17 protein-coding genes are annotated in these 21,825 nt (G+C 74.0%); 14 read left to right on the top strand and 3 right to left on the bottom strand.

The genetic code is table 11. The features are described from left to right. Positions 1–704: 704 nt before the first annotated feature. Positions 705–2,717, bottom strand: a complete 2,013-nt coding sequence (gene acs, locus ABD823_RS32045; RefSeq protein WP_344866245.1) for an acetate--CoA ligase — start codon at positions 2,715–2,717, stop codon at positions 705–707. A gap of 391 nt (positions 2,718–3,108) precedes the next feature. Here acs and ABD823_RS32040 point away from each other — a divergent pair, with 391 nt between their 5' ends. The 9 genes from ABD823_RS32040 to ABD823_RS32000 all read left to right on the top strand — a co-directional run bounded on the left by ABD823_RS32040 (position 3,109) and on the right by ABD823_RS32000 (position 12,952). Next, a complete protein-coding gene (locus ABD823_RS32040) occupies positions 3,109–3,891 on the top strand; it encodes a Fic family protein (protein ID WP_344866243.1) in 783 nt (260 codons plus the stop codon). 1,055 nt (positions 3,892–4,946) lie between these two features. Next, complete coding sequence (gene ssd / locus ABD823_RS32035; protein WP_344866241.1) at positions 4,947–6,110, top strand: septum site-determining protein Ssd; 1,164 nt, start codon at positions 4,947–4,949, stop codon at positions 6,108–6,110. Continuing rightward, on the top strand, positions 6,107–7,297 hold the full coding sequence (locus ABD823_RS32030) for a TadA family conjugal transfer-associated ATPase (RefSeq protein ID WP_344866239.1): 1,191 nt from the start codon (positions 6,107–6,109) through the stop codon (positions 7,295–7,297). Before ssd ends, ABD823_RS32030 begins: the two co-directional genes overlap by 4 nt. Further along, positions 7,294–7,998, top strand: coding sequence for a type II secretion system F family protein (locus tag ABD823_RS32025; RefSeq protein ID WP_344866237.1), 705 nt, complete (start codon positions 7,294–7,296; stop codon positions 7,996–7,998). The genes ABD823_RS32030 and ABD823_RS32025 overlap by 4 nt, the downstream gene beginning before the upstream one ends. Positions 7,999–8,510: 512 nt before the next feature. Further along, entirely contained in the window at positions 8,511–9,023 is a 513-nt protein-coding gene (locus ABD823_RS32020; RefSeq protein WP_344866235.1) for a type II secretion system F family protein, read from the top strand. 189 nt (positions 9,024–9,212) lie between these two features. After that, a complete protein-coding gene (locus ABD823_RS32015) occupies positions 9,213–9,410 on the top strand; it encodes a DUF4244 domain-containing protein (protein ID WP_344866233.1) in 198 nt (65 codons plus the stop codon). Continuing rightward, a complete protein-coding gene (locus ABD823_RS32010) occupies positions 9,407–9,961 on the top strand; it encodes a TadE family type IV pilus minor pilin (protein WP_344866231.1) in 555 nt (184 codons plus the stop codon). The genes ABD823_RS32015 and ABD823_RS32010 overlap by 4 nt, the downstream gene beginning before the upstream one ends. Then, a complete protein-coding gene (locus tag ABD823_RS32005) occupies positions 9,958–10,413 on the top strand; it encodes an Rv3654c family TadE-like protein (RefSeq protein ID WP_344866229.1) in 456 nt (151 codons plus the stop codon). Before ABD823_RS32010 ends, ABD823_RS32005 begins: the two co-directional genes overlap by 4 nt. Positions 10,414–12,679: 2,266 nt before the next feature. After that, positions 12,680–12,952 (top strand): hypothetical protein, encoded by a 273-nt coding sequence (locus ABD823_RS32000; protein ID WP_344866227.1) that lies wholly within the window; start codon positions 12,680–12,682, stop codon positions 12,950–12,952. 257 nt (positions 12,953–13,209) lie between these two features. Here ABD823_RS32000 and ABD823_RS31995 read toward each other — a convergent pair whose 3' ends face one another. Next, the gene (locus ABD823_RS31995; protein ID WP_425566692.1) at positions 13,210–15,549 is read right to left on the bottom strand and encodes a DEAD/DEAH box helicase; all 2,340 of its coding nucleotides are present in this window, start codon (positions 15,547–15,549) and stop codon (positions 13,210–13,212) included. A gap of 178 nt (positions 15,550–15,727) precedes the next feature. On the opposite strand from ABD823_RS31995, the gene ABD823_RS31990 reads away from it, so the two are divergent. The 4 genes from ABD823_RS31990 to ABD823_RS31975 all read left to right on the top strand — a co-directional run bounded on the left by ABD823_RS31990 (position 15,728) and on the right by ABD823_RS31975 (position 20,131). Continuing rightward, positions 15,728–16,078: an STAS domain-containing protein gene (locus ABD823_RS31990; protein WP_344866223.1), complete on the top strand. Its 351-nt coding sequence runs from the start codon at positions 15,728–15,730 to the stop codon at positions 16,076–16,078. Positions 16,079–16,080: 2 nt separating this feature from the next. Beyond that, positions 16,081–16,527: an ATP-binding protein gene (locus ABD823_RS31985; RefSeq protein ID WP_344866221.1), complete on the top strand. Its 447-nt coding sequence runs from the start codon at positions 16,081–16,083 to the stop codon at positions 16,525–16,527. A gap of 436 nt (positions 16,528–16,963) precedes the next feature. Continuing rightward, entirely contained in the window at positions 16,964–19,294 is a 2,331-nt protein-coding gene (locus ABD823_RS31980) for a sodium-translocating pyrophosphatase (RefSeq protein ID WP_344866219.1), read from the top strand. 363 nt (positions 19,295–19,657) lie between these two features. After that, positions 19,658–20,131 (top strand): SixA phosphatase family protein, encoded by a 474-nt coding sequence (locus tag ABD823_RS31975; RefSeq protein WP_344866217.1) that lies wholly within the window; start codon positions 19,658–19,660, stop codon positions 20,129–20,131. Between the two features lie 150 nt (positions 20,132–20,281). Here the strand turns inward: ABD823_RS31975 and ABD823_RS31970 are convergent, their stop codons facing one another. Beyond that, positions 20,282–21,157 carry an aldo/keto reductase family oxidoreductase gene (locus ABD823_RS31970; RefSeq protein ID WP_344866215.1) on the bottom strand — a complete coding sequence of 292 codons (876 nt, stop codon included), beginning with the start codon at positions 21,155–21,157 and terminating at the stop codon, positions 20,282–20,284. 132 nt (positions 21,158–21,289) lie between these two features. On the opposite strand from ABD823_RS31970, the gene ABD823_RS31965 reads away from it, so the two are divergent. Next, positions 21,290–21,775, top strand: coding sequence for a winged helix-turn-helix transcriptional regulator (locus tag ABD823_RS31965; RefSeq protein ID WP_344866213.1), 486 nt, complete (start codon positions 21,290–21,292; stop codon positions 21,773–21,775). Positions 21,776–21,825 lie beyond the last annotated feature (50 nt).

Raw genomic sequence — 21,825 nt, 5'->3', positions numbered from 1 at the left:
CACCGCCCGACCGGGCGGGACCGTCCCCGGGCCGCCGCCGTCGGGCACCGCCCCGGCGGGCCGGAGGGCGGGCGGCGGTACGGCGGAGGCCGCCGGGGGCCGGGCACGGCGGCCGGCGGGCCGGAGGCCACGACCTGCGTCACGGCCACCGGGTTGGAGGTCGCGGCCGACATGGCGGCCGGCGGGTCGGAGGTCGCGGCCGTGGTGGTCGGCGCGGCCGGGACGGCGAGGGTGCCGGCGGTGGTGTGCCCGGTCCCGGTCGGCCCGCGGCACGCCCCGGTGCGGCTCGGCCCGCCGGAGGGGGCGGCGGACGGCGGTGCGGGACGGCCGGATCTCGGCGGCGCGGCGCATGGAACTCCCAGGAGGCCTGTTCGGGAAGGGCCTGTCCCTTCCCGGCCGACCAGACTTCCCGGCATTCCCCTGCAACAGCCTACATAACGCTGCAGAACGGATGCCGCTCCCCGCGTCCGTCGCACACGTGACGGCGGTCGCGCGGCGGACCGTCCGCGGCGGCCGGGATCCGCAGGCGCGGCGGATCCGGAGGCACACGGGTCCGCAGGCGCGGCGGGACCGCGGGTGCGGTTCGGGGGGCGCGGGACCGCGGGTGCGGTCCGCGGGTGCGGCGGGCTCGGGTTCCGGGAAGACCGGGGCCCGAGCCCGCCGTCCGGGGCGGATCCTCGGCGCGGTGAGGAGCCGCCGGGGGATCAGTCTTCGCTCTTGGCGCTGGGCAGCTTCTCGGAGATGAGGTTCATCACCGTGCTGTCGGCCAGCGTGGTGACGTCACCGATGCTGCGGTTCTCCGCCACGTCGCGGAGCAGCCGGCGCATGATCTTGCCGGAGCGGGTCTTGGGCAGCTCGGGCACGACCAGGATCTGCCGGGGCTTGGCGATCGGGCCGAGCGTCCTGGCGACGTGCGCGCGCAGCTCGGCCGCGATGTCCTCGCTCTCCTCGGCGCCGCCGCGCAGGATCACGAACGACACGATGGCCTGGCCGGTCACCGGGTCGGTCGCGCCGACCACGGCCGCCTCGGCGACCTTCGGGTGGGAGACCAGGGCCGACTCCACCTCGGTGGTGGAGATGTTGTGGCCCGAGACGAGCATGACGTCGTCGACCCGGCCGAGCAGCCAGATGTCGCCGTCCTCGTCCTTCTTGGCGCCGTCGCCGGCGAAGTACATGCCCTCGAAACGGGACCAGTAGGTGTCGATGTAGCGCTGGTCGTCGCCCCAGATCGTGCGGAGCATCGACGGCCACGGGTCGCGGATGGCGAGGTAGCCGCCACCGCCGTTGCCGACGCTGTTGCCCTGGTCGTCGACCACGTCGGCGGTGATGCCGGGCAGCGGGCGCATGGCCGCGCCGGGCTTGCCGTGCGTCACTCCCGGGAGCGGGCTGATCATGATGGCGCCGGTCTCGGTCTGCCACCAGGTGTCCACGACGGGGGTGCGGTTCCCGCCGATGTGCTCGCGGTACCACACGTAGGCCTCGGGATTGATCGGCTCGCCGACGCTGCCGAGGATGCGCAGGGACGACATGTCGTACTTGGCGGGGATGTCGTCGCCCCACTTCATGAACGTGCGGATCGCGGTCGGGGCGGTGTAGAGGATCGTGACCCCGTACTTCTGCACGATCTCCCAGAAGCGGCCGCGGTGCGGGGTGTCGGGGGTGCCCTCGTAGATGACGCTGGTGGCGCCGTTGGCGAGCGGGCCGTACACGATGTAGGAGTGGCCGGTCACCCAGCCGATGTCGGCGGTGCACCAGTAGACGTCGGTCTCCGGCTTGAGGTCGAAGACCGCGTGGTGGGTGTAGGCGGTCTGCGTCAGATAGCCGCCGGTGGTGTGCAGGATGCCCTTCGGCCGGCCGGTCGTGCCGCTGGTGTAGAGGATGTAGAGCGGGTGCTCGGAGTCGTGCGGGACCGGGGCGTGCTCGGTGCTCTGGCGCTCGACCAGGTCGTGCCACCAGACGTCCTTGCCGGTCCAGTCCACCTCCTGGCCGGTCCGGCGGACCACGAGCACGTGCTCGACGCCGGGGCACTCCGCCAGGGCCTCGTCCACGGTCGGCTTGAGCGCGCTGGGCGCGCCGCGCCGGTAGCCGCCGTCGGCGGTGACCACGACCTTGGCGTCGGCGTCCTTGATCCGGCCGCTGAGCGCGGTCGCGGAGAAGCCGCCGAAGACCACCGAGTGGACGGCGCCGATGCGGGCGCAGGCGAGCATCGTGATCGGCAGCTCGGGGATCATCGGCATGTAGATCGCGACCCGGTCGCCCTTGCCGACCCCCAGCTCGATCAGGGCGTTGGCCGCCTTGCAGACCTCTCGCTGCAGGTCGGCGTAGGTGATCGTACGGCTGTCGCCTTCGGGCTCGCCCTCCCAGTGGTAGGCGATCCTGTCACCGCGCCCCTCCTCGACGTGGCGGTCGACGCAGTTGTAGGCGACGTTCAGCTCTCCGCCGAGGAACCACTTGGCGAACGGCGGGTTCCACTCCAGCACGGTGTCCCAGCGCCTGGACCAGCTCAGCCGCTCCGCCTGCTTCTCCCAGAACGCCAGGCGGTCGGCCGCGGCCTCGGCGTAGGCCTGCTCGGTCACGTTCGCCTTCGCGGCCAGTTCTGCAGGAGGGGCGAACCGCCGGGTCTCGCTCAGCAGGTTCGACAGCGTCTCGTGGGTCTCACGCGGTTCGGAACCAGGGGTCTCCGGGGCCACTGCGCACTCCTTACTCGTACTGCTCATCGGCTTCGGGGTGTGTCCCACTTCACCAGGTCAGCGCCGCCCGACACAAGAGGTCTAGACAGGTATGTACCAAGTGGATACATGGGACGTTCCGGTTCATGCGGGCTCAGCTGTGGATAAGGGGTCGGGGAAACGGCGCGGTGCCGCCACCATAGGAACGGCGGCGGCGGCCTTTCACGGCCTCCGGCCGGACGCTGCGCCGGATGGCGCCATACGTTCGGTGAACGGTCCGGCGGCCGGTGAGCGGTCCGGTGCGTGCGCGGCCGGGCGGAGGGGGCGGGCCCGCAGGTCCCGGCCGCGGCCGGGCGGAGGCGGGAGGGTCCGGCGGGGCCGGGCGGCGGGTGGAGGCGGATGGCGGGTGCCTGGTGACCGGCCGGTAGGGTCGGGAACCGTGAGCGACCCATTGGCTGTCATCGCCGAACTGCCGGGCGTGCAGGAGGCCGTGGCCGACGTGCGCAAGGCCGTGGACCGGCTCTACGGGCACCGCGTGCTGCGGCGCAAGAGCCCCGAGGTCTCCGCCAGGTCCGCCCTGCACGGCGCCCGCGCGTCCGCCGCGATCGAGGGGGTGGACGTCCCGCTGGAGGCCGTCCCGGAGGCGACCGACCCCGTCCTGCAGGGCGCGCTGCGCGTCTCGGCGGAGTTGGGCAGGCTCGGCGCCACCTGGCGTACCGCGCCGCGTCAGGTGCTGGCCCGGCTGCACACCCTGGCCGCGGTCGGGCTCATCGAGGACGGGGAGCTCGGCCGTCCCCGGACCGCCGACGAGGCGCCCGACCCGCTCGGAGTGGGCGCCGCGCCCGGGGCCGCGGAGACCGTGGCGCGGGTGGACGGGCTGGTCGATCTGGTGACGGGGGGCTCCAAGGCGCCCGCGCTGGTGGCGGCCGCCGTCGTCCACGCGGAGTTGGCCGTGCTGCGGCCGTTCGGCACCGCGGACGGGATCGTCGCGCGGGCGGCGGAGCGGCTGACCCTGGTGGAGTTCGGTCTCGACCCGAAGTCGCTGGCGGCGGTGGAACTGGGCCATCTGGAGCTCGGGACCGCCTACCCGGAGAGCCTGCGGGCCTACCTGACCGGCACCCGCGAGGGCATGACGACGTGGGTGCGGCACTGCGCTTCGGCGGTCGAGCTCGGCGTCCGCGAGGCGACGGCGATCTGCGAGTCCATGCAGCGCGGCGGCTGACGGCCCTGCGCGGCACCGCCGCCGGCGCCGCGGGGATCGGCGCGGGGATTACGGACACGGAGGCCGGGCACAGCAGACGGCGCTCCCTCGGTGGAGCGCCGTCGCCGCACGTCTCACCTGGTTACCAAGCGTGCACCTCTATCCGTCGAGACGGGGCAAGCCCGCGTCGACGCGCCTCCCGCGGCTGGTCGCGCGTGGGTACCTGGCGGCCGTGCCCGGACCTTGAGTCCGTACACCCTTTGTACGACGGATTCCGGCTGATGGGAACCCCTAAGACCAAGACCTTTACGGATTTGCCGGGCTTTTGGACAAGCAGCCATAAATGGGATTTTCTGCACGGTGGGGCGGGTCCGGGGATGCGGGCCGACGCCCTCGGTCGTGATCACCATCTGTGATCGTGGTTGGCGCGGGCCGGAGGGGCGGCCGTTTCGGGCCCGGATCCGGGGCGTGACCGTTAAGGCGGAATTAAGGCGAAAAAACCACCACAAACTCCAGATTACGTCTCGACGAAACTCAACGGAATGGGGCACGATACGGGTGCATCCCCATGAGCCGGAGTGGCGTCCATGCTCGGTCCCGCGACTCCCTTGCCACGCGCACCGCGCTGCTGAAAGCTCTCTTCTGAGAAGCGGGACCGGCTTCACCCCCCCGGAGCCGGACCGCTCGGCGACCCCCGCTCTCCCCCCCAGCGGGGGTCGCCCCTTTTCCGGGCGCGCCGCGCCCCTGGGGGTTCACCGTGTCTCGCGGGCTCACCGCGCTCCGTCGGCCCACCGTGAGCCTCCGGTGCGGCGGCCGCGGTCCCTGCCCGACGGGTGTGCCTGCCGCCCGCGGCTCCGCGCGCTTCGCCGTACCGGTCGCGGGCTTCTTCCGCGGGCTTCGTCCCGGGCGGGTTCTCCACAGGCAGGCGGGGGACCGGAGGGGCCGTCCACAGAGCGGGGTTCGAGGACTCGGCGGAGGGCGCCTCCTCCGGAAGGTGGGTCTCCCAGGTTCCCGGGAGGCGCGGCCGCCGCAGGTCCGAGGCCGTGGCCGTGCCTCCCACGTCTCAGGAGGCATCCTTGGACCGCCCGTTGGTCATCACCGAGGACCACGACCTGCTCGACGACCTGCTCCGCGTCGCCGCCGCGGCGGGCGCGGAGCTCGACGTGGCGCACGTGCCCGCGCACGCCCGCCCCTACTGGACCCGCGCCCCGATGGTCGTGGTCGGCAGCGACGTCGCCGACGCGCTGGCGGCGACCGGGCCACCGCCCCGTCCCCGGGTCGTGCTGGTCACCCGCGACCCCGGCGACCCCGACACCTGGCGCAGGTGCGTCGCGGTCGGGGCGCAGGACGTGCTGGAGCTCCCCGCCGCGGAGCGGCGCCTGGCCGACGAGTTCGCCGACGTCGCCGAGCCCGCCACGCGAGCGGGGACCGTCGTCTGCGTCGTGGGGGGCAGGGGAGGGGCCGGAGCCAGCGTCCTCGCCTCCTCGCTCGCCCTGGCCTCCGCCCGCAGGCGCCGGCGCACGCTCCTGGTCGACGCCGATCCGCTCGGCGGAGGACTCGACCTCCTGCTCGGTCAGGAGGAGGCCGAGGGCGCCCGCTGGCCCGACCTGGTGGCCAGGGAGGGCAGGGTGAGCTTCACCGCGCTCCGGGCGGCGCTCCCCGCCTTCGCCGGGCTGAGCCTCCTGTCCTTCCACCGCGGTAAGGCCGAGCGCATCCCCGCCGAGGCGATGCGCTCGGTCCTCGACGCGGGCAGGCGGGGGTTCGACCTGGTGGTGGTCGACCTCCCGCGCGCCGCGGACCCGGCCGCGGTGGAGGCCCTCGGCCGGGCCTCCACCACCCTGCTGGTCGTCACCGCCGACGTCCGGGGCGTCCTCGCCGCGGCCCAGGTGCTGACGGAGATACGCCGGCACACCGGCGAGGTCCGGGCGGTCGTCCGCGGCGGAGTCCTGGACGACGAGGTGGTGGCGGCCTCCCTCGGCACGCCGTACGCCGGAGGCCTGCCCGACCAGCCGCGGCTCGCGGCCGCACTGAACCGGGGGGACGCCCCGCCGATCGGCCGCAGGACCGTCCTCGGCCGGTTCTGCGGGGCGTTCCTGGACTCCCTGGAAGGAGCCCCGCCCGGTGCAGGGACGCCCGGGACGGGCATGCCCGGAGCCGGAGGACCCGGGGCCGGACCGTCCCGAGCCCGGCTGTCCGGGGTTCGGCTGTCCGGGGTTCGGCTGTCCGGAGCCGGGACGTGAGCCGGACCCCGCCGGTCACCGCGGTCTCGCCCGAACTGGTCGAGGCCGTCCGGGTACGGCTGGCGCGGACCGGAGCCGAGCCCAGCGCCGCGCACGTCACCGCCGCGCTCCGGGCGGAGCGGGCGATGCTCGGGGACGCCGAGATCCTGGCGGTGGCCCGCGCCCTGTGCGCGGATCTCATCGGAGCGGGCCCGCTGGAGCCGCTGCTGGCCGAGCCCGAGGTGACCGACGTGCTGGTGAACGGGCCGCGTGAGGTATGGGTCGACGACGGCCGGGGCCTGCGCCGGACCCAGGTCGCCTTCCCGGACGAGGAGGCGGTCCGCAGGCTCGCCCAGCGCCTGGCGTCGGCGGCGGGGCGCCGCCTCGACGACGCCTGCCCCTACGTCGACGCCAGGCTCGCCGGCGGGGTCCGGCTCCACGCCGTGCTGCCCCCGGTGGCGCCCGGAGGCACCTGTCTGTCCCTGCGGCTCCCGCCGCGGCGCACGTTCACCCTTCCCGACCTGGTGGAGGCGGGGACGATCGGGCCGGACACCGTCCCGGTGCTCACCGCGATGGTGGAGTCGCGGCTCGCGTTCCTGATCTCGGGGGGCACCGGCACGGGGAAGACGACGCTGCTGTCCGCGCTGCTCTCCCTGGCCGACGGCGCAGAGCGCCTCCTCCTGGTCGAGGACTCCGCCGAGCTGCGACCCGTGCACCCGCACGTCGTGCGGCTGGAGTCCCGACCGGCCAACCTCGAGGGCGTCGGGGGCGTCGGTCTGCGCGACCTGGTCCGCCAGGCCCTGCGCATGCGCCCGGACCGTCTCGTCGTCGGCGAGGTCCGCGGAGCGGAGGTCGTCGACCTCCTGGCGGCGCTGAACACCGGGCACGAGGGAGGCTGCGGCACGCTGCACGCCAACACCGCGGCCGACGTACCCTCCCGGCTGGAGGCCCTGGCCTGCGCCGCGGGTCTCAGCAGGGAGGCGGTGCACAGCCAGATCGCCGCGGCGCTCGACGCGGTCGTCCACCTCACCCGCGACCACGCCGACGGCCGCCGACGGGTGGCGGAGATCTGCATGATGACCCGCCACCCGTCCGGCCTGGTCCGTGCCGAGCCGGCTCTGACCTTCACAACGGGCGGTCGGGCGGTCCCCGGCCCCGGCCTGCCCGCGCTCGCCGCCCGGGCGCCCGGCGTCCCGGTCCGGCCGTGACCGCGGCGGCCCTGCTCCTCGCCGCGCTGGCGGTCTGGTCGTGGACCGGGCCCGACCCGGCGGCCGCACGGCTGCGGAGACTGCGCCGGCCCGCTCCGGACGGATCCCGGCGTTCCCGGTGGCCGCCTGTTCGGCGGTCCTTGCCCGCCCGGCGGGCGGCGGCCTGGCGGGAGGCGTCCCTGGAGCTCTGCCAGGGGCTGGCCGCCGAGCTGGCCGCGGGACGGACCGCGAACGAGGCGCTGGCCCGGGTGGTCCCCGCCGTGGCGTTCCCCGACCCGGCGGCGGGGCGCGCCCTGGCCGCGGCGGCACGGGACGGCGGAGACGTTCCGGCGGCGCTGCTGGCCGTCGCACCCGATCGGGGAGGCGAGGGGCTCCGCAGGCTGGCCGCCTGCTGGCGGGCGGGTGTCACCGTCGGTGGTGGGCTCGTGGTCCTCGTCGACCGGGTGGCCGCCTCGCTGCGGGAGGCCGAAGCGCACCGGCAGGAGGTCGCCGCCCAACTCGCCGGTCCCCGCGCGACCGCCCGGATGCTCGCCGCACTGCCCGTGCTGGGCCTGCTGATGGCGGCGGGACTGGGCATGCGCCCTCTGGACTTCCTGTTCGGCGGTCCGGTGGGTGCGGCCTGCCTGGTGCTCGGTGTCGCGCTCGACTGCTGCGGTCTCTGGTGGACGCACCGGTTGGCCGCCCGTGCGGAACACGGCTGAGGGCCGGGGCGGGGAGCGGCCCGCCCGGGAGCGGCCCGCCCGGGAGCGGCCCGCCCGGGGGCGTCCGGCTGAGGAAGAGCCGGGGACGCCCGACCGAGTGGGCTGGGGACGCCCGGCCGGGGAGGGGATCGAGATGTCCGACCGAGAAGGAGGCGGAGATGCCGCGGACCGTTCTACCGGCGGAGGTGCTGTCGGCCGTGCTCATCGGGGTGGCCGTCTGGTTGTGGACCTCACCCGGCGGCTCCGTCCGGCGGCTCTGCCGGATGCGGCCGCATCCCCCACCTGGGACCTCCACCTGCGGACACGGGCCCCGCCCGACGGAAGGCGGGCCGCGTGCGTGCGGAGGAGCGGCCTGCGGTCGTGCGAGCGGCGCCGCCGGGTCCGGCGGCGGTGGGTCCGGGGTCGGTTCCTCCGGCAGAAGACCGCAGGACCGAGGAGGCATCGCGCTCGCGGCCGTCACGGGGGCGGCGGTCTTCCTCCTGCTCGGAGGTGTGGCGGGGGCCCTCGCAGGAGTGGCCGGTTCCATCGCCGTGCCGCTCCTTCTGCGGAGGCGGGAGCCACCGGGGAGACGCCGGGAACGCGCCCGGATCACGGCGGACCTGCCGCTCGCGGCCGATCTGATGGTGGCCTGCCTGCGTGCGGGACAACCGGTCACCGGTGCCCTCGACGTGACCGTGCAGGCGATCGGCGGGCCGCTCGGCGCCCGGCTCGCCTGGGTGGGCGGGCAGTTGCGGCTGGGGGCCGTGCCGGAGCAGGCCTGGCTCGCCCTGGCGGACGAACGCGCGCTCGCCCCGCTCGCCCGGACCATGAGCCGGGCGGCCCTCAGCGGTGCGCCGGTGGCCGACGTGCTGACCAGGGTGTCCGACGACGCCCGCCATGCGGCGCGGGCCGCGTCGGCCGCCGCCGCGCGGCGGGTCGGGGTTCAGGCCGTCGCCCCTCTGGGCCTGTGCTTCCTGCCCGCCTTCGTCTTCCTGGGAGTCGTTCCCGTGGTCGCCGGGCTCGCCGGAGAGGTCCTCATCCCGTGAGTTATCCACAGGCTTGACGTGCGGGTGGAGTGGTTTTCCACAGAGTGCTGCCCTTGTCCACAGGATCATGTGAATATCCGGGAGCCTGATGACCGGCGCCGGCCACAGGGGCACGGCCCTGATCCTCGGGAGGAAACGATGGCTGCATCGAGCACGGGCGCTCTCCGGCGCGCACGGGTTCTCCGGCGCGTGCTGGCGAGATGGGGGCGGATCCGCCTGCTGGCCGCGGGCGCGGGGCGCGAGCGCGGCATGTCCACCGCCGAGTACGCCGTGGGCACCATCGCCGCCTGCGCGTTCGCCGCGCTGCTCTTCAAGGTCGTGACGAGCCCGGAGGTCCAGGAGATGATCTCATCTCTCATCAACCGGGCCCTGAACGTCGCGGGATGAGCCCGGTGATCCGCCGCTTCCGCAGTCCCCTCCGTGCGCGTCCGGCCGGGGCGGCGGTGGCCGGTTGCCGGGGGTCGGTGACCGCGGAGACCGCCGCGGCGCTGCCGGCCCTGGTGGTGGTGCTGGCGGCGGGGCTGTGGGCGATCGCGGTGGTCGGTGCGCAGCTGGAGTGCACGGACGCCGCCCGCACGGGAGCCCGGGCCGCCTCCCGGGGGGAGCCGCTCGACCGGGTCCGAGGTCGTGTCCTCGCCGCCGCGCCCGCCGGAGCCAGGGCTGAGGTGACCAGGGACTCCGAGCGTGCCCGGGTGGAGGTCTCCGTGGAGGTCAGGCCGGGGTGGAGCCTTCCCCTGCCGGAGGTGACCGTCCGTGCGACCGCGGTCTCCGCGACGGAGCCGGGGGTGGAGCAGGCGGATGTCTCCGGGAGAGGGGCCGCCGTGCGGCCTGATGTCTCAGAAGACCGTCCTGATGCCTCGGGAGAAGGTCACGTGGGGGAGGGTCCGAGCCCAGGCGCCGGAGAAGGCCCGAGCCCCGGCGCCGGAGGCGCTCCATGAGGGGCTTCGCCGCGGGGGCGGCGGATCGGCGGGAGCGTGGCTCGGCGACGATCTGGGTGATCGGGGTCGTGGCCGTGCTCTTCACGGCGGTGGCGGCGGTGGTGTTCGCCGGGACGGTGAGAGTGGCGCGCCATCGCGCGCAGACCGCGGCGGATCTCGGGGCGCTCGCCGCCGCGCGGCTGGTCTTCTCCGACCCCGGCCGGGCATGTGCGCGGGCCGCTCCACTGGTGGCGGAGAACGGAGCCGGACTCGTGGGGTGCTCCGCGAGCGGCGACGGCATCGTCGCGGTCCAGGTGGCCGTGAGGTTCTCGCTGCCCGTCATGCGGAGCGGAGAGGTCCGCGCACGGGCACGGGCCGGCCCGGTGTTCGTCGCCGACTCCACCGGTCGAGCGGCGGGGTGGGCGGAGCCTGCGGTGACGGGCTGGGAAGCCGGGGATCCCGAAGCCAGGTGAGAGGTGGGAGGGCGACGGAAGGGCGCGGAGGCGGCGAGGATGCGGCAGGGAGGAGACGCGGGAAAGAGGCCGTCGAGGACGAGGGCCGGGACACCGGGGCATGGAAGATCCGAAGACCCGGAAGGCGTGGAGGAGTCCGAGGACGAGGTCGCGATCCAATCACAACTTCTTGGACGGCGTGTCCAAAAATGAAAAAGCTCACGTAACGTTCCACTTACCTCCCGTCCACGCCGCCTCGTGCGCACGCCCGGCGGGGCGGACGCGGGCGCGGCTCTCGACGAAGGGAAGCGTCGTGACGACGGTTCGCAGGCTGGTCGCCGTGGCGGTGGTCGCTCCGATCGTGTCCGTGTCCGCGCTGTTCGCCGGGGCGGGTCCCGCCCACGCGCGGGCGAGCCTGGACATGCCGTCGCGGGTCATCTCTGAGCGGAAAGTGACGATCTCGGGTCGGGTCGATCTCGTGTTCGACGCCGTCCTCTACGTCAACGGCAGGCAGGTGGCCAAGGGGGATCGGCGTGTCTCCTACACCTGGGATCCGCGGAGGCACGCGAACGGCCGTCACACGATCAGGCTCGTCGAACGGGGCAAGCTGCTGGGCGGAAAGTGGGACGAGGCGTCGAGGACCTTGGTCCAGATCGCTCCCCCGGCCGTTCCGGGAGGGGTGGGAGTCCGGCTGCGGGGTGGGCGGGCCGTGCTGACCTGGAACAGGGGGGCGGAGCCCGACCTGCGGAGTTACGAGATCTTCACGGACCGGACCGGCAGAGTCGGCGCCGTGCGGGTGAGCGGTGCGTGCGGCGGTGGTTCGTGCAGGGCGACCCTGGCCGTTCCCGCCAAGGCCGCGGGCCGGCGGATCGGGTTCACGGTCCGGGCGCTGCGGAGCGACGGCAGGGGCGGCATCCTGGCCTCGGGCCGGTCGGCCGCCGTGGGGGTGAGCCTTCCCGCCGCCCCCGAGGCGGCGCGGCCCGCGCTCTCCGGCCGGGACGGTGCGGACCGGCGTGGCGCCGGAGCCCCGCAGGAGGACACCGGAACCCGGCAGGAGGAGCGCGGAGAGAAGGACGACCGGCGGGCGGGTGTCGAGGATCTGCCGCGGCTGCCGCAGAAGAGGCCCGCGACGGGCCCGGCCGGACGGCAGGAGGCGGTGTCCCGTTCCGGAGGGAAAGAGGAGGGCGGCGGGTCCTCCGCACCGGGCGGCGGCGACGGCACGGCCACGACCGGTCCGGACTCCGGCACCCGCGCCGGTGTCGGCACCCGCGCCGGTGCCGCGGATGGCGGCACGGGGCCGGGCGGCGAGCCCGGCACGGCGGGGAGCGGCCCGGACTCCGGCGCCGCGGCCGAGACGATCGCGGACGTCCCCGCACGTCCGTCCGAGTCGGAGCCGGGCGGGATGAGCGGGTACGGCTTCCTCATCGCAGGGGGCCTCATCCTGCTGCTCCTCGGAGCCCACGGTGGTGCGTGGTTCCGCCGCAGGATGTGGGCGACCAGGGCGGGTGGGCAGGGCTCCACCGAGGCCATCGGGTCCGGCGCCGGAGCCGCCGCTCCCGGGGCGGGTGGGTCCGGGACCGGGGTGCGGGCAGCGGGGACCGGCGGACGCGGCACGGCCGGGGCGGGTGGGTCCGGGACCGGGATGCGGGCAGCGGGGACCGGCGGGCCGGGCGCCACCGGGGTGAAGGGACTGCGGACCGTCGGGATCGGCGGACCCGGCCTGGCTGGGCCCGGTCCGGGCGGACCCGGTCCGGATCGATCTGGAGGCGCAGGACCCGGTCCGGATCGGCCTGGAGGCGCAGGGCCAGAGGGCACCGGATCCATGGGAGCCGGTCCGCCCGCAGCCGGATCACGCGCCGCCTCATTCCTCCGCACGGGCCTTCGCACGGGTTCCCGCACCGGGGAGGCCGGGGAGCGGAGTCCCGCCCCCGGAGCGGCGGAGGCGGCATCCCGCCGTCCGGCGGTCATCCTCGCGGTGGCCACGGCCCCCCACCCCCGGCGGCCCGCCGCGGGGCCCGGGGACGCGCACTCTCCGGATCCCCCGTCCGTCCCCGGTCCCGCGGGCGCACCGGTCCCGGCTGTGCCGGACGGAACGGCACACCCGGCCGGGCACATCGGGACGGTCGGATGCGTCGGGGCAGGCGGGCCGGGCGGGTTCCGCGACGGGCGTGCAGGCCCTGACGATCGGTACGCACACGGTGCGGGCGGGCATGCGGGCTGTTCCGGTGAGTGCGAGGGCTCGTACGAGGATCACGGGACATGGCCCGGGGGGCACGCGGGCGCCGATGTGCCTTCCACCCGCCTCGGATCGCCCTACTCCCCGCTGCCCACGGCCGCACCGATTCCCGAGATCGGTGCCGTCACCCCGGTGGCGGTCCGGATCGGTGACCAGTGGGACGGCTACCTCCCGCCGGTGCCCCGGTCGATGGAGGACAGCGGGTTCTGGAAGCGACCTCAGCCCGGTGCGCTGGATTTCTGGGCGGAGGACGGGGCGGAGGACGAGCAGGACGACGACACGGCCCATCCCGGACACCGCCGTTCCGGTGGCCGGGCCCGCTGAGGGCCCGGGTCCCCGGGACGGCCGCCTCTCGTAGGCGCGCCACCGCCAGGCGGCTCCCGGAGCCGCCGTCCGGCGGGGCGGACGGCCGTCCCGCCGTCCCGCCGTCCCGCCGTCCCGCCGTCCCGCCGTCCCGCCGTCCGTCCGGACGTCCCGGGGGCCGCCCGGCCGTCCGCGGGTCCGTCACCCCGCTGCCCTGCCCGGTCGCGGAGCCCCGCCATCCCGTCCACCCACGGGGCCACCGGTCTCCCGGCTGGATGTCACCCGCCGGGAGGGGCGTCGAGCGAGAGCAGGACGGCCAGCAGCCGCAGGGCGCCGGCCTTGTCCAGGGGCTCGTTGCCGTTGCCGCACTTGGGCGACTGGATGCACGAGGGGCAGCCGCGCTCGCACTCGCACGAGGCGATGGCCTCCCGGGTCGCGGTGAGCCAGTCGAGGGCGCGGGAGAAGCCGCGCTCGGCGAAACCCGCCCCGCCCTCGTGCCCGTCGTAGACGAAGACGGTGAGCATGCCGGTGTCGGCGTGCAGCTCCGTCGAGACGCCGCCGATGTCCCAGCGGTCGCAGGTCGCGAAGAGCGGGAGCATGCCGATGGCGGCGTGCTCTGCGGCGTGCGCGGCTCCCCCCAGGTCGATCCCGGCCTCGGCCAGAGGCGCGACGGCGCCGGCGGGCAGCGTCCACCAGACCGCGCGGGTGCGCAGGGTCCGCGGGGGCAGGTCGAGGTCCTCGTCGCCCAGGAGCTCGCCGCTCTGCAGCCGGCGCTTCAGATAGGACACGACCTGGCGGGTGACCTCCACCGAGCCGAAGTGGAGCTCGCCCGGGCCGAGCGGGTGTGAGCGGAGCGAGTCGAGGACCGAGATCTCGGTGACGTCCCTGGCGAAGGTCGTGTAGTCGGGGGTCCCCGCCTCGACGAGCGCGACCCCCGCCTCCAGGTCGAGCTCGGAGACGAGGAACGTCTCGCCCTGGTGGACGTAGACGGCGCCGGCGTGCACGGTCGAGTGGGCCGACGGCTCGTCCACGGTGCCCAGCAGGCGCCCGGTGGACAGCTCGACGACCTGCACCGGCGCGCCCCCGGAGCCCCGGATGTCGGCGAGGTCGGTGGCCCGCTCCCGCCTGGTCCAGAACCACCCGGTGGACCGGCGCCGGAGCATGCCGTCGTGGACCAGGTCGGCGAGCACGTCCTTCGCGGTGGGGCCGAAGATCTCCAGATCGTCCTCGGTGAGGGGGATCTCGGCGGCGGCGGCGCACAGGTGCGGGCCCAGGATGTAGGGGTTGCCGGGGTCGAGCACGATCGCCTCCACCGGCCGGCCGAACAGGGCCTCGGGGTGGTGGACCAGATAGGTGTCGAGCGGGTCGTCCCTGGCGACCAGCACCGCCAGTGCGTCCTGACCGGCCCGGCCGGCCCGCCCGGCCTGCTGCCAGAGCGAGGCCCGGGTACCCGGCCAGCCCGCGATGAGGACCGCGTCCAGCCCCGACACGTCGACGCCCAGCTCCAGGGCGTTGGTCGTGGCCAGCCCGAGGACCTCCCCCGCGCGCAGGGCCCGTTCCAGCTCCCGGCGCTCCTCGGCGAGGTAGCCGGCGCGGTAGGCCGCCACCCTGTCCGGCAGGTCCGCGGGGGCCCGCCCGGGTGCGGCGTCGGCGGCGAGGTCCGCGAGGCGGGCCCGGGCGGACAGCGCCACGGACTCGGCGGCGCGGCGGGAGCGGACGAAGGCGAGGGTGCGGGTCCCGGCCAGGACGAGGTCGGCGAGCAGGTCGGCGGTCTCGGCGGTGGCCGGGCGTCTGACCGGCGCGCCGCCCTCGCCGCGCAGATCGGTCAGGGGCGGCTCCCACAGGGCGAAGGTGGTCGCCCCCCGGGGAGAGGCGTCCGTGGTCACCTCGGCCGTCTGGAGGCCCGTCAGGCGCATCGCGAAGGACCGGGGGTCGCTGGCCGTGGCCGAGGCGAGGACGAAGACCGGGTCCGCGCCGTACCGGGCGCAGACCCGGCGCAGGCGGCGCAGGATCTGCGCCACGTGGGAGCCGAACACGCCCCGGTAGCCGTGGCACTCGTCGACCACGACCGTCCGCAGCCGCCGCCAGAAGCCGGACCAGCGGGCGTGGCCGGGTAGCAGGGTGCGGTGGAGCATGTCGGGGTTGGTGAGCACGTAGTTGGCGTGCTGCCGGATCCAGGTGCGCTCCTCGTAGGGGGTGTCGCCGTCGAAGGCCGCGGCGCGCAGCCCCGGCACGTCGAGCGCCCGCAGGGCGCGGAGCTGGTCGGCCGCCAGGGCCTTGGTGGGCGTGAGGTAGAGGGCGGTGCCGCCGTCGAGGACGGAGGTGAGCGCGGGGACCTGGTAGGCGAGGGACTTGCCGGAGGCGGTCCCTGTGGCGATGATCACGTTTCGGCCGCCGCGGGCCAGCTCGGCCACCTCCGCCTGGTGCGGCCAAAGGCCGAAAATACCCTGGTTCGCCCAGCGCGTAACCAGCACCTCGCTGACCCATTCCGGCCACCCGACGTCACCGGCCTGACGTGCGGGAACGTGTTCCACGTGCGTCACGCGCGCCCGACGTGCGGGAACGCCGAGCAGACGGGACAGGATGGGCTCCGCTCGCGACGGTGAGGAAGAGGGCATGCTCACGGGTTTTCAGTCTCGCATCTGTGGGCAGAGTCGCCGGGAATCGTGATTTCGTATAGACACTGAGCGTACGCATGGTTGAATGCCGCGCGTCGGGGCTTGTCGTCTAGGGACCTCCAGGTCCCAGAAGTCACGCCTGAATCGGTATTTTCGCAGGCAAGGCGCTGGAGGATCTGTGGATCTGAAGTTGGACCACCATTCCGAGGACCGTCTCACCATCGTCGAGGTCGAGGGTGAGATCGATGTCTACACCGCGCCCAGGTTGCGTGAGCTCCTGATCGACCTGGTGAACAAGGGCAACTTCCACCTGCTCGTGAACATGGAGAAGGTCGACTTCCTCGACTCCACGGGTCTCGGCGTGCTGGTCGGCGGGCTCAAGCGCGTGCGGGCGCACGACGGTTCCCTGGAGCTCGTCTGCACCCAGGAGCGCATTCTCAAGATCTTCCGCATCACGGGCCTGACCAAGGTCTTCGGCATCTACTCTTCGGTCGACGAGGCCAAGGAAGCCCACGGCCGAGACAAGTAGTCATGGCTACCGTCGAGCTGACGTTCAGCGCCCTTCCCGCGCACGTGCGTACGGCGCGCCTGGTCGCCACGGCGATCGCCCGCCGTACCGGCGTGGAGGAGTCCCTGCTGGACGAGGTACGGCTCGCCGTCGGTGAGGCGTGCTCCCGGGCCGTCGAGGCGCACCGCGTCCACTGCCCGGGGGAGCCGATCCGCCTCGAGCTGTGTGACGACTCGGGACGCTTCGAGGTGATCGTCACCGATTCGGCTCCGAGCGACGAGTTGGAGCAGGAGCGCGGCTCGCTCTCCTTCGACGACCTTCTCGGGAAGGTCCCCGACACCCTGATGTCCGGGTTCGGCATCGCGGTCATCGCAGGGCTGGCCGACGACGTCGAGGTCTACCCCAGCCAGAAGGGCATGCGCATCCGCATGAGCTGGCCGGCCATGCCCAACGGCATGTCCCCGGCCTGACCCGGACCGGCCCCACGTTCCCCGAGGCCCGGGCGCGTCCGTGCGACGCGCCCGGGCCCCCGCATGTCCGGCCGATTTCCGGATCCGCTCAATCGTGGGAAAAAGCAATCCGAAATGGGCGGGAAATACCGGTGTGCACGGCGCGTCACCTGGGCTGACGGGGGCGTAAGCAGGCCGGTTGGCGGGCACTATCGGACACGTCGTCGATTGACGGTGCGCAGAGACTTCATATCCGCGTCCTGGCTGCGTAGACTCCCCGCACCGGCCAAGGTTTGTCCTTCGGACGGGACCGATGTCGGGTTCCGTCCGGAAGAAGGTCTGTGGACGCAACCGGAAGCGGCACTGCCAATCACCCGGATGTGCGCCGCCAGCCCGCCGATCACCGTCGCAGCGCACTCCGGGCAGGACGTGTTCCCGTCTTGCCGAGGAGAGTCGGATGTCAGTCCATCTCGCCGCTGCCGATGAGGCGGCGGTATCCCTGAGCGGTTCCCACCTCACCATCGTGGTCGTGGTCGCCGCCGTAGCCCTGCTCGCGCTCGCCGTCGCCGGCGGCCTCGTGCGGGAGGTGCTCGCCGCCGACCAGGGCACCGAGCGCATGCGCAACATCTCGCGGGCCGTGCAGGAAGGAGCCGCCGCCTATCTCACGCGGCAGTTCCGCACGCTCGCCGTCTTCGTCATCGTCATCCCGTTCCTTCTCTACCTGCTCCCCGCGTCGTCGACCGGCGTGGCGATCGGACGCTCGGTCTTCTTCGTGGTCGGCGCGCTGTTCTCCGCGCTGACCGGCTTCATGGGCATGTGGCTGGCGGTGCGCGGGAACGTCCGCGTCGCCGCCGCCGCCCGCGCGTCGGGTGAGCGGGCCGCCATGCGCATCGCCTTCCGCACCGGCGGTGTGGCGGGCATGTTCACCGTCGGCCTGGGCCTGCTCGGCGCGGCCATCGTGGTGTTCGTCTACAAGGGCGACGCCCCCGCCGTGCTGGAGGGCTTCGGCTTCGGCGCCGCGCTGCTCGCGATGTTCATGCGGGTCGGCGGCGGCATCTTCACCAAGGCGGCCGACGTCGGCGCCGACCTGGTCGGCAAGGTCGAGCAGGGCATCCCGGAGGACGACCCGCGCAACGCCGCCACCATCGCCGACAACGTCGGCGACAACGTCGGCGACTGCGCGGGCATGGCCGCCGACCTGTTCGAGTCCTACGCGGTCATGCTGGTCGCCAGCCTGATCCTGGGCAAGGTGGCCTTCGGCACCGAGGGCCTGGTCTTCCCGCTGATCGTGCCGATGATCGGCGTGCTGACCGCGATCATCGGCATCTTCGTCACCTCCCCGCGCAGCGGCGACCGCAACGGGATGGCGGCCATCAACCGCGGCTTCTTCATCTCCGCGGTCATCTCCGCGCTGCTGGTCGCCGGCGCCGCCTTCCTCTACCTGCCGGGCAGCTTCGCCGAGCTGACCGGGGTGAGCCCGCAGATCGCGGCCCTCGACACCGATCCGCGGATCATCGCGATCGGCGCGGTGCTGATCGGCCTGGTCCTGGCCAGCGCCATCCAGCTCCTCACCGGTTACTTCACCGAGACCAACCGGCGGCCGGTGAGGGAGATCGGCGAGAGCTCCGTCACCGGGCCCGCCACGGTCATCCTGTCCGGCATCAGCGTCGGACTGGAGTCGGCGGTCTACTCGGCGCTGCTCATCGGCGGCGCGGTCTACGGCGCGTTCCTGCTCGGCTTCGGAAACGTCACCGTCGCCCTGTTCGCGGTGGCCCTGGCCGGCACCGGCCTGCTGACCACGGTGGGCGTCATCGTCTCCATGGACACCTTCGGGCCGGTCTCCGACAACGCCCAGGGCATCGCCGAGATGTCGGGCGACGTCGAGGGCGAGGGCGCCGCGGTGCTCACCTCGCTGGACGCCGTCGGCAACACCACCAAGGCGATCACCAAGGGCATCGCGATCGCCACCGCGGTGCTCGCCGCGACGGCGCTGTTCGGCGCCTTCCGCACGGCGGTCGAGACCGAGCTGGTCACGGCCTCGCAGGGGGTGAAGGAGGCGCTGGGCACCTTCGCCACCTTCAGTCTCGGCGTCGACTCGCCGAACGTGCTCGTCGGCCTGGTGGTCGGCGCCGCGGTCGTGTTCATGTTCTCCGGTCTGGCGATCATGGCGGTGGGCCGGGCGGCCATGCGGGTCGTCTTCGAGGTGCGCGAGCAGTTCCGCAGCAAGCCGGGCATCATGGACGGCACCGAGACACCCGAGTACGGCCGCGTCGTGGACATCTGCACCCGTGACTCGCTGCGCGAGCTGGCCACGCCCGGCCTGCTGGCGGTGATGACGCCGATCGCGGTGGGCTTCGCCCTCGGGTACGCGCCGCTCGGCGCGTTCCTGGCGGGCGCGATCGCCTGCGGCACGCTGATGGCGGTCTTCCTGGCCAACTCCGGCGGAGCCTGGGACAACGCCAAGAAGCTGGTCGAGGACGGCCACCACGGCGGCAAGGGCTCCGAGGCCCACGCGGCCACGGTCATCGGCGACACGGTCGGCGACCCGTTCAAGGACACCGCGGGCCCGGCGATCAACCCGCTCATCAAGGTGATGAACCTCGTGGCGCTGCTGATCGCCCCGGCCGTCGTGATCTACGCCGACAGCACGGTGCTGCGGGCCGGCATCGCGGCGCTCGCCGTGATCGTGGTGATCGCCGCGGTGGTCGTCTCCAAGCGCCGGTCGGTGGACGACCTGCCGGCCGAGCCGAGCAGCTCGGACCGCGAGGCGGAGCCGGTCGCCGGCTGAGTACGGTGCGCAGGGCCCCGGGGGGATCCTCCGGGGCCCTGCGCACCGCGAGCCGTCCTCCCGAAGGGGTGCGCGCATCGCCGCGCACCCCTTCCGCGTGGACGGACGGGGTGCGGTGGGAAACTGGTCGGTGACTCCGCCGGGAGAGGGTTCTCCCCTCCCGCGGGACGGACGGCGGCCGGGCCACGGCCGCAGGCGACGCGGTGACGAAGGGGAGGGACGGCACGGGCCGGCGCCGGTCGGCGGGAGTGCCGGAGGTCCGATGGAACAAGAGCCTTCCGGGGGCAGGGCGCTCCTGATGATCCTGCTGGTGATGGCCGTGGTGTTCGCGGCGATCGTCGCACTCGCCATGTGGGCGGCGCGGTGACGGCGCGCACGCTGATCGTGCTGCGGCACGCCAAGGCGGCCCACGTCCCCGGGCTCGCCGACGCCGAACGTCCCCTCACGGACCGGGGCGAGCGCGACGCCCGCAGGATCGGCGAGGTCCTCGCCGGCCTGGGACTCCGGCCCGATCTGGTGCTCTGCTCGCCGTCGGTGCGGACCCGGCGGACCGCCGAGCTGGCCGTGCCGGACGGGCCCGTCGAGTACGAGCGGGACGTCTACGAGGCCTACGCCGACGAGCTGCTGGCGCTGCTGCGGCGGACCGGTCCCGAGGTGCGGACGCTGCTGCTGGTCGGGCACAACCCCGGCGTCCACGAGCTGGTCATGGGCCTGACCGCGCGCGACGGTGACCCCGGTTTCCCGCCGGGGGCGTTCGCGGTCATCGAGACCGACGACGAGTGGGCCGAGCTGGAGGCGGGGCGCGCGGTCACCCGGTGGAGCCCGAAGGGGGACTGACCGCACGCGACCCCCGCGGCGGCCCGTCCGCCGGGCGTCGGGTGCCTCGCGGGGCCCGCGCCGGGTGATCCCTCACCGAGCGGGTGACCGCCCGGCGCGCCACCGGCCTGTCCACCGGGCCCGGGCCGGGTGCCGCGGACCCCGCAGGAGTCACCCGCGTCCGATCCCGTCCAGCTCGGCGAGGTCCTCGTCGGACAGCGAGAGCCGGGCGCCGGCGACGTTCTCCCGCAGGTGCGCGACCGAGGAGGTGCCGGGGATCAGCAGGATGTTCGGCGACCGGTGCAGCAGCCAGGCCAGGGCGACCGACATGGGGGTGGCCTCCAGCCGGGCGGCGACCGCGGAGAGCGTGGAGGACTGGAGGGGGCTGAACCCGCCGAGCGGGAAGAACGGCACGTAGGCGATGCCTTCGGCGGCGAGCCGGTCGATCAGCTCGTCGTCGTGGCGGTGGGCGAGGTTGTACATGTTCTGCACGCACACGATCGGCGCGATGCTCCGGGCCTCGGCGATCTGCTCGGCGGTGGCGTTGCTCACCCCGAGGTGACGGATGACGCCCTGCCTCTGGAGTCCGGCGAGCGTCTCGAACGCCTCGGCGATCGAACCCGCCTGAGGGCCGGCGGCGTCGCCGAGCCGGAGGTTCACCAGGTCCAGTGTCTCGAGTCCTAGGGACTCGAGGTTCTCCTCCACCTGCCGGCGCAACTGGTCCGGCCGCCGCGCCGGCGGCCACCCGCCCTGCTCGTCCCGTCGCGCGCCGACCTTCGTCACGATGCGCAGCGTCTCCGGGTAGGGGTGCAGTGCTTCGCGGATCAGCTGGTTGGTGATGCGCGGTCCGTAGGCGTCGCTGGTGTCGATGTGGGTGATCCCGAGGTCGACGGCCTCGCGCAGGACGGCGAGCGCGCCGTCCCGGTCGGCGGGTGGTCCCATGACCCCGGGGCCCGCGAGCTGCATCGCGCCGTAGCCGAAGCGGGTGACGGTCATATCACCCAGGGCCCAGGTGCCGCCGGGGAGGGAAAGGGAGAGTGCGCTCATGCCTCGTGTCTTCCGTGTCGATCTCAGTGATGGTGCCTCATGAGGTCTGACTTCATAATGGTCATGCAACTTTCCAACGGGAAGTAGGCACCTCGAAGTGCCTTGGTGACCCGCGGGTGACGGGAGCGGACGATGAGCACGACCACGGCGGCCGAGAAGAGGGCCCAGGCCAAGAGCGAGTACGACGCGTTCCTGGCCGCCTGCCCGAGCCGGATGCTGCTCGATCGGATCTCCGACAAATGGGTCGCCTTGATCCTGTGCGCACTCGGCGGCGGGGGCTCGCGGATCGAGGCGGGCCGCCCCGCGGGGCGCGCCGGCGATCCGTCCCGGACCGGCGCGGACCGCCCGGGCGAGCCCCGGGCGATGCGCTTCTCGGAGCTGTCCCGGCTGCTCGCGGGCGTCAGCCAGAAGATGCTCACCCAGACGCTGCGTTCCCTGGAGCGCGACGGCCTCGTCACCCGCACCGTGACCCCCACCGTCCCCGTCACGGTCTCCTACGAGCTCACCGAGCTCGGCCTGTCACTGCACCACCTGATGCGCGGGCTCAAGGGCTGGGCCGAGACGCACATGGACGAGGTCCTCACCAACCGTGCGGCACACGACGCCCGCACCGCCTAGGCCGTGTCTGACAATTCCGCGTGGCGGAGCCAGAGCATCAAGAACGCGAT

Origin of the sequence: Planomonospora alba (assembly GCF_039534085.1) — a bacterium.
Classification (GTDB): domain Bacteria; phylum Actinomycetota; class Actinomycetes; order Streptosporangiales; family Streptosporangiaceae; genus Planomonospora_B; species Planomonospora_B alba.
The sequence above is the reverse complement of the archived record's forward strand: the minus strand, read 5'-3'. Positions and strand labels throughout refer to the sequence as shown.